General features: G+C 45.8%; 1 pseudogene. It reads left to right on the top strand.

What is annotated here, in order from left to right:
• Window positions 1–39: 39 nt before the first annotated feature.
• A pseudogene (locus tag NQ012_RS12865) lies at window positions 40–644 on the top strand (HNH endonuclease); the annotation flags it as partial.

Here is a 644-nt window from a genome sequence, read left to right as displayed (position 1 = left end):
GAGTGGGATAAGGCTTACCGGTTGGGGGAAAGAAAGCAGTTGGAAGTAGTGAACTTTCTGGCTGATTTTATTCCTGTGATAGGCGATATAAAAGGTTTTGCAGAAGCCGAAACCAAAGGCGACTATTTCTTTGCTGCTTTGGGCGTGGTTCCGTTATACGGAGATTCGGCGAAGAAGATTCATCAGGCGCAGAAGACATACGAAGCGGCCAAAGCGGCTAAAGATGTCGGCAAGATGAAAGCTGCGATGAATGAGGCCCGTAAGGGCGCGGATTTGCCGTATGATTCGCGGCGGATTCGGGTTGATTTGGAGCGGCGGTATGGAGCGGAAAATGTTCGTTCGACAACTGTTTCCAAAAATCCTGTGCAAAGTGCCAATAGCCAAAATAAACCTGATTACACATCTACTGTATATGCAAACAAAAGCGGTAGATCGGTTAATGTAAAATACAGAGACCCTGTTTCCGGGAAAGCCAAAGCCGTTAACATTGCTTACGACAGCAGAGGGTTGCCTATATTCGATAATGTATCTAAGTTTACTTCCAAGCTGGATACTTCTCTATCTTATACGGGACAGATGCGGGCTGCTACTCGGGATTTATGGAAAGCTATCGAAAGTGGTAAGGTTTCGAGAAGTCAATTTAC

It is taken from the genome of Neisseria dentiae, assembly GCF_024580525.1.
Taxonomy (GTDB): domain Bacteria; phylum Pseudomonadota; class Gammaproteobacteria; order Burkholderiales; family Neisseriaceae; genus Neisseria; species Neisseria dentiae_A.
This window is presented reverse-complemented; position numbering and strand designations above follow the sequence as displayed.